This is a genomic window from Butyricicoccus sp. OF27-2pH9A, assembly GCF_027693185.1.
Taxonomy (GTDB): domain Bacteria; phylum Bacillota; class Clostridia; order Oscillospirales; family Butyricicoccaceae; genus Agathobaculum; species Agathobaculum butyriciproducens.
In genome coordinates, this window is the sequence record NZ_JAQEXK010000013.1 from 84,989 (window position 1) to 93,503 (window position 8,515).

General features: G+C 48.7%; 2 protein-coding genes and 2 pseudogenes. 1 reads left to right on the forward strand and 3 read right to left on the reverse strand.

Annotation, left to right across the window (positions count from 1 at the left end):
• Positions 1–112: 112 nt before the first annotated feature.
• On the reverse strand, positions 113–3,334 hold the full coding sequence (locus tag PG722_RS10585) for an S-layer homology domain-containing protein (RefSeq protein ID WP_270580512.1): 3,222 nt from the start codon (positions 3,332–3,334) through the stop codon (positions 113–115).
• An 896-nt stretch (positions 3,335–4,230) separates the two neighbouring features.
• Positions 4,231–5,115: pseudogene (locus PG722_RS10590) on the reverse strand (transposase); the annotation flags it as partial.
• A gap of 223 nt (positions 5,116–5,338) precedes the next feature.
• On the opposite strand from PG722_RS10590, the gene PG722_RS10595 reads away from it, so the two are divergent.
• Complete coding sequence (locus tag PG722_RS10595) at positions 5,339–7,348, forward strand: phospholipase D family protein (protein WP_270580513.1); 2,010 nt, start codon at positions 5,339–5,341, stop codon at positions 7,346–7,348.
• A gap of 211 nt (positions 7,349–7,559) precedes the next feature.
• On the opposite strand, the pseudogene PG722_RS10600 reads toward PG722_RS10595, so the two are convergent.
• Positions 7,560–8,446: pseudogene (locus tag PG722_RS10600) on the reverse strand (IS256 family transposase); the annotation flags it as partial.
• Positions 8,447–8,515 lie beyond the last annotated feature (69 nt).

Consider the following 8,515-nt stretch of genomic DNA (forward strand, 5'->3'; position numbering starts at 1 on the left):
CAGAATTACGAATCTGTCAACACATTTTCTGAAAAAACTCCAAAAAATTTTTAGGCCCGAAAATTTGCGCCGCGCACAGCGTTCTCCGACATGCGCGGCGCAATGTATTATTTTATTGTTCCATATTTTCGCAGAACCGCATCAGCATTGCCGCAGCCTGTGCGCGGGTGGCATTCCCCTGTGGATTCAGTCTGCCGTGCGAGCCGTTGACGATTCCGTTCGCCGCCGCCCATCGCATGGCATCAGCCGCATAAGCGCTGACGGTATCCGCATCCGCAAAGGCATCCAGTGTGCCACTGGCTTCGGGCGCATCCGCATAGCGGTACAGCATGGTGACGAGCTGCTCTCGTGTAATGCCAGCCTCCGGCACGCGGCCATCCGAAATGCCTGCCGACTGCGCCCACGCCATGCCCTTCTCGTACCAGCTTGCACCGCCGGTCGTATCCGCACCCGCGTACCGTGCGAGAATCGTCATCAGCATACCGCGCGTGGTCGTGCCATCCGGCGAGAACGCATCCGTACCTGTACCGCTCATCAGACCCTTTTCCACAACACAGTGCACGGCATCGGCGTACCACTCGGTTGGCTTGACGTCATCGAAACTCACATTTTGAGCAGGCTGTCTCTCGAAAATAGGCGTAAGCGTGACATTGCACGCAGGCATGACGAATGTAAACTGACCGTCCTTCTCCGTCACTGCGACCGGCTTGCCGCTCTGGTCGGTAACCGCGATTGTTTTGAGCGCATAGCCTTCCTTTGGCACAGCTTTAATCATCACTGTGCTGCCTTTGGCTGCGTTTTTCGGCGTGATTGAGACCTCGCCGTGCTCACTCTTAGCCGCAGTCACCACACCGGTCGGCGTGCGGACCGAACCGCCGCCGCCACCACTGCCGCTCGTTCCGCCACTCTGCTGAACGGTGAACACCGGTGCTGCAGTCTGCGTGCCGTTCAGTTTAGTAAGTGCTTCCTCCGTCAGCGTCGTGTACGTTTTATCACCGATTTTCCACCCGTCAAACGTGTATCCGCGCTTACTGTCGGCCGGAAACGCCGTTCCGATATCTCCCGCGCCGTAAACGTTGGTCTGCGCACTGCTGTCCGCAAACACGAACGTGATCTCCGCGCGGCGCACGTCCACTGCAGAACGGTCGATCGTGTACGTCACGCCATGGATGGTCAGCGTATCGCCCGCGGCCACGGCATCCGGCGCAGAAACCGTAATCGGCTCGGTCGCAAAGCCGGTCAGTCGAATCGTCAGACCATCGATTACGGCAGTAACGGTACTCGGCGTGACAGCTGCCGTCTCGAGCGCCTTCTTAATCTGAAACGAGAAGGTTTGTACCTCGGGCAGCACATAGTTGCCCGCCTTTCCGCCTGCCAGAGCGACCGCGCGTGCGGTGTACGACCCGATTTCGGTCCGGCTGCCGTCCTCGATTATAACAGTAAGCGCATCTCCGTTCACCGCGCCAATCGCTTCTGCCGTGACCAACTTCGGCGTACCATCATAATAGAAAACACTCTCGCCGTTCCATTTTATCTCAACAGGCTTCGGCTGTACGTTCAACACGCCGTTTTCGTATGTAATTTTGTAATTTTCGGCTTTTGCATCCATCGGAATAATCGTGTAAGTTCCAATATTGCTAAACTGCGCATAGTCAAACGCATAGTTCAGACCCGAAAGCACGTTTTCGTTCTCATTGTTCACGAATCCATTGATTTCCGCACCATTATCACTTAACGTTTCTCCATAGGTTATGGTTTTACCCTTAGCACGAATACACAGCGGCGCTTTTTCAATATGAAACCGAACCGCTTGCGAGGTTGCGGAAGCCGTACTGCTCGTTTCGGGCGCATACGCTTCCACCCAGTAAGTTCCAGCATTGATCGGTGCACCGTCCAGTTGATTGCTTTTTGCGCCGTTGCTGTCGGCGTAGTAGCGATACGTCGGCGCGAACGTGCCCGAGCAGGTCAGATTGCCCTCGCTGTACGGCAGGCCGGTATAAACTGCATCCTTCGCAATTACAACAAGTTCGACTGTTTTAGGCAGGATTTTACCTTTTACGATGCAGTTTCCGTCTTTCAGCGTGTAATTTTCATTCGTAAGTGTAACTGCAATCGTCACGTCCCTCTCGCCAACTTCAGCAGATGCGTAGCGCGTAGCAAATGTGTAATCCGTGCCCTCGCTCAGTACCGCGCCATCCGGTAGGTTGCTGAACGCCAGACCGCTAATCTGCGCATCATCATCGCGTCCGTTGTATGTCTTGTCTACAATTTTCAGCGCTGTTGTATCCAAAGAGATCGTGCGCTTATTGATTGTAAAACTGTCGATATTCATCCGTTTGACCGCAGAAAAGTTGTCACTCGATGCAATCTCGACCGCCACGTTGTAAGTTCCGGCATGAACCGGCAAAGCCGTGCTGTCGTTGTACCAAACTGTGACCTCGCCAACGCCTGTTTTCGTCCACACAGACGCCTCACATGGCTTGCCGTCATATATCAGATCCGCAGGCAGCGCAACTTTGTAATCCACGTCCTTTTCCGGCATTTTCGGCGTGATTTGGAACGTTTTCTCAACTTTTCCGGTGTAATTACCCTTGCCGTTAATTGTCACCGTTGCCGTACCGCTGTGCACATTATTAGCGTAGGAAAGCTCAAAATCCGTACCATTTAACAATTCTTTGCCATTTATCATAACGATCGGCTTAGGATTATGCGCACTTTCGTTATACACATACTCGGTCTGCTTCATATCAATCTGCGCGTCCGCAATATCCCGCGGAGTAACTTTCAACGTACCATTGACGCAAGTAATTGCATAATTTTCCGTCTTATCTGTATCATTTCTGCTTATTTTCGCGTCACTTGGCACATTTGACATTTCTCCAGCATCGGTCAGTGTTCCAGATACTATAACCTTGGTAATTTCATCGCCGTTTACCAGCCCGTCTGCCATGTATGAATTTCTCACCAGAGGTTCGCCATCGTACACTTTCTCTGCACTTTCCGCCGTAATTATAAGCGCTTTCGGTTGGATTTCCGCAGAAAACTCCTCACTTTCCGCAGTGTACGTGCCGTCCTTCGACGTAAATTTGAGCCGATATTTGTCTCCGATATTCGGGACAGTACCACCGTTTACGACCTCGAATGTGCCGGACAGTTCTGTGCCATTCAGCGTTGCACTGCAGCCGGAAGCATCAACCATTTCATTCCAGGTCTGGCCGTATGTGCCCTTAGCCGACGTAATCCAGTCTATAATCGGTGTTTCTTCTTTTGAACCTTCTTCTGAGATTAAAACAATCTCGAGTTCGTCAGATAAACCATTACACTCGGCTTTCATATGATATGTTTGCCCTGCTTTTGCATTACAAGTAACAATCATGTCCCAGTGCACAGCTATTTTGTTTGTCTGCTTATTTGATTCTTCTTTCCTGCGAAATGTGACACCATTATTCGTGTTTTCGTCCACTATTGTTTTATCCTCTGCATGCAATGAAATATTGCATGTTGCTTCGTGGTTGACCGTCAGATCCTGGAAAAGTGCATCCGCCGTATACATATCCTTGTATGGCTCATCACCAGTTGGAATCGAAACAGTAATCGACTTTTCAACTACGGGCGTACCATTTCGATTGATTCGGATTGATGTAGTCGGTTGAGCCTTTCTACATATCCGTTCCAGATAAACCGCATTCTGATAAGTACCGTCGGCCGCTCCCGCAGGAACGACTACCATGCCGAGCGCCATCGAGAGCGCCAAGACCGCCAAAAATGCCGTTTTAAGACGTTTCACGTTTTCCTCCTGACCCGCAAGCTGGGATTTGACGATTGCGTGCGCTTCGTCCACTGCACTCTGCACAATTTTTCGCAGAGAACACACATATTTTTATTCAGCTTACCATGAGGTTTCGCATGCGTCAATATTTTAATCGACAAAATTCGACACATAATATTCAGCATTTTCCATAAAGGCACAGCCAGTCGTTAGTCTGTTTCTTTGTGTCTACTCCGCTTATACAGTGAGCCTTTCATCGGCAGAATATTCATATTTGCATATTTATGTTATTATCTTAAAAACGACTACTAATTCTCTATTATGACATTTTCATATATATTGTCTGATGTTTTTCGTTTAATGACTATACGTTCATTTATCTGTGTTTCGCATAAATATTCTACAAGTGCAAAAACACCGTGAAGCTTTCCACAGGACTGCGCCGTTGATGAGTAATAATAAGACGAAAAACACGAGCGCTGTATATTTACTCTGGAGACAGACCAGTCCTCGGCGATTCCATGAGATACGTTGTCACCAGGCGAACATAGGAACTTTCATCCGGAAAGATTCCAATCACGCTGGTACGTCTCCGGATTTCACGATTCAATCTTTCAATCATGTTGGAAGATGAGATTTTTCGCGCGTCCAGCATGGGGAATGTATAGAAGGCCAGAGAATCTTCCACCCCCTATTCAAGGCACTGAACCGCTTTCGGCAAGCGCTTGGCATAGGAGTCGATCACATCATATGCGCGATAATATCTCTGCGGCTATTTTCGTCCACACCGCACACGATAAGCGCCGCCATGCTGATAATTCTGCCATCTACACGAACTTTTTCGTACAGTGCGTCCATCCACAAAACCGGTACACCATACCGGCAAGAGAGCGATTACGGAACTCCTCGACCTGCTCATTCAGCCCTTTGGTTATCTCGCTGATCTGGCTTCCGGATAGATTTTCAATGCCGAGGCTATGTGCCAGCTTCTCCATTTTTCGAGTGGAAACGCCCTGCACGAAGGTTTCCTGAACCACCTGTACGAACATGGCTTCACTGCGCTTGCGCTCTGTGACGAAGAACGGAATATAGCCGCCCTGACGAACCTTGGGCACCATGAGGTACATCGTGCCCATTCGGGTATCCAGACGGCGAGGACGATAACCGCTGCGGTAGCCGCTCCTGCCGTCCGTGCGCTGGCTCTTCTCTGCTCCCAGCTGCTGATCGACCTCTGCCTCCATCAGCTCCGTGCACAGCCATTCCAGCATGCTCAGCATCGGATCCGGCTGCGTCACACATTGCAGTAGCAATTCTGTCAGATTTATGGTATTCTTTTTGTGAGCCATTAGTGTCTCTCCTTTACATCATGATTTTTTCGGCAACTATCATTTTACAGGAGCCCTGATGGCTTGTCTATTTTCTGTTTGCTTTTGCGAACTTGATTATACGCTATCAACCAAACAGCCATATATGGCGGATGCAGGAGCAAAAATATAGCAATCCATAGCAGAAAGGGTACAAAACAATAGCATAGGATCACACAAAAATATAAAAAGCGGGGTAATGTCAATGGACGATAACTTGAATCTGTTTTCCTTGGTAGACGAAGAAGAAAAATCGGCACCCAACAAAAAGCGAGGCAGCAAACTTGACGTAGTGGAGATGGAGTACAAGCAGGCGCACGCTGTCACATGGCAGGAGTTGTTTGAGGGATTTGATACCATTCACGCCATTACATTTTCCTCTGGCCTGAATTTTGTGTATCAGCTGCTGGATATGTTCGACCATGCGGAGATTATCTTTGGCTGTGAGCATATCCTTTCCTCGTCCATGAATCAGATTATTGCTTATCAAGATAAGCTGATCGAGCGAATACGCGAGCAGTCAAGTGAAAAAATGAATGATCTGCTTGCCCGTATGGATAAGGGAGAAGTTCGGTTTTATGTATCCCGCGGTACGGTTTCCCACGAAAAACTGTATCTGTTGGAGGCGGCAGATGGCCGAAAGCGCGTTATCACAGGTTCGGCCAATATGTCTTATCATGCGTTCGGCGGTATGCAGCGAGAAAATATCTGCTTTGTTGATGGCAATGAAGCGTATGATTGGTATTACAGTGTGTTTCAAAGTCTGCTCGAGGAAAGCTCGGATGAGATCACCACGAAAGCGCTGCAATATGCAGATGCGGGCGAAAATATTGATGAACTGCCCATTGCCGGCACAATCAAGGCGAATAAAGTCTTTGTGATCGAGCCGACAGAGGCAACTGCGGATGATGCGACGGAAGTCAAATTTATTCTGGATGTACATAATCTGGCAGATAAACTGAAGCCGTATATGCCTAAGCAGGATAAGAAAACAAGTAAACAGGGCAAAACGATCATTTCGGCGGCACAGATTGTCAAGCTGCGGCGGCAAATCCAAAATGAGAAGATTAAAGAAAAAGAACTGAGAAGTGAATACCCGCAGTTGATAATCGATGCGGATAAACAAAGTGCCACTCTGAATGGCGAGGCACTGAACCTGCATCCGACAGAAGATGAGATTCGCCATGATGTAGGGTTATTCCGCGATTATATGGACGGATACAGCCGTTTTCATGGTGATTATGAGGGGATGCAGTATCGGTATTTTGAGTTTGCGAACTGGTTCTTTTGTTCGCCGCTGATGGCAACGATGCGCGATATAGCGGCAAGGTTTGATCAGCAGCGGTTGCCGTATCCGGTATTTGGCTTGGTTTATGGACAGAGCAAGGCCGGGAAGACCAGCTTTCTGGAAACACTGCTCAAAATGATGATCGGCCAGAAACCTAAGATTTCGGCACCGGATTTTACCCGATCTGGTATTGAAAACCTGAAACGAACCGTGCAAGGTGCCCCGATCATTGTAGATGACTTGACGAATACACGCTTTAATCAGCACGCGATCGAAACTATCAAGAATGATGATTTTGGTGTGAGCGATCATTTGACACATTATTCTGCGGTTGTCATCAGTGCTAACGAGGATGTAAAAGCGGTTGCACCGGAGGTCATTCGCCGAACAGTTATCTGTCGTGTAGAAGCGGGTCTGACCAATACCGAAGTGATGCGCAGCAACGTGGTACGCTCGGTGCAGCAGAAGATCGGCACAGCATTCTATCGGGAATACTTACGCAGAATGCTGGAACAAATGCCGGATTTACTCGATCAGCTAAAGGATGATGAAACCGAGGCACCGGATATTTTACAGATTTCCTCAGAGATTATCGTTGCTGTCATGCAACAGTTTGGCAGTGATGTGCTGCCGGATTATATCCGAACGCTTTCACTGGAGAATTATTTCAGTGAGCACGTTACCGGCAAATACGCGATCAAGTTGATTCAAAATGCATGGCGGACGAGCAAAAAGTCGTTTGTTGTGAATAAGCACAGCAATGAACTACATTACAATGCGGGTGTACCGTATGAAGCGGACCGCCTGATGAAAGAATTGCCGGAAACACTGGAGGCCCATAAATCTCGTGAGTGGGTCGTGATGAACCTGCAGGCCGCACGGGAATTTTTCGATGTGAATTTCAGAAAGGGATTGTGGCGGTTTTGAGAGTGGCAATGAGGCGCCTTGCAGTTTGTGAGTATGCGCGGCAGGCAGTGGTTTGCAGATAGCTTAAATAAGGGAAGCCTGGAGTCGGATTAGTAATTTAGTGTACAAACTGGAGAATGCTCAGGCAGAACTGTGAAAAATTCTACTTCTATATAAGCGCAATAGGCTGTGATTTCAAGGTGTAATTATTGAAAACACAGCCTATTTGCTATACCGCTGCGTAGACTGCTTTCAAGTCAGCCATAAGTGCCTTCAAATCCTTGTAGGAGACATATTTGCTGGAATTTCGAAGCTGATGGATGATGCAGTTCTAGATTTCCGTCTTGGGATAGACCGCCTTGATCGCCGCAGAAAAACCGGTCAAATTATCCGTACAGGCAATGAAAATATCCTCGACGCCCCGATTTTCAGGCTGTTCAATACGGTAGCCCAGAATTTCGCACTTTCATTCTCGCCAAACCACATTCCCAGAACATCCTTCCAACCATCAAGATCAATACCGATGGCGATATAAACGGCCTTCTTTACAATCTGTCCTTCACTGCGGACATGGTAGTGAATCGCATCCAGAAAAACAACCGCATAAATGGACTCCAGCGGCCTCTGCTGCCACTCTTTCGCTGCGGGAAGGATTTTATCTGTGATACGGCTTACCGTGGTATCAGAGACATCTACGCCGTAGATATCCTGAATATGCGCTTCAATGTCACCGGTGGTCATGCCTTTGGCGTACATGGACAGAATCTTCTCCTCGATGTCCTGGCTGATGCTGGTCTGATTTTTCCGCAGCACCTTGGGGTCAAATTCGCTCTTGTGATCACGCGGCACAGATACCTCTACATCGTCAAAACTGGTGCGCAGGGTTTTGCTGCTGTGCCCGTTCCGGCTGTTATCCGTGTCCTTGTTCTTGTAGTCATACCGGCTGTAGCCCAGCTGATCGTCCAACGCGGCCTCCAGACCGTTTTCCATGAACTCCGCGATAGTGTCCTTGAACAGTTCCTGAATATCATCCATGCTGCCTACATTCGCCAGCTGCAGCAGCTCACGAATTTTTTCGCGACGTTTGTTTTCTTCTGGGATTCTTTTCCTTCTTGCCATTGTGATTACCTCTGTCATTCTGCTTCTATTCTAAACCTTGTTGGAGGTTTACACAAAGTTTGGGATGGA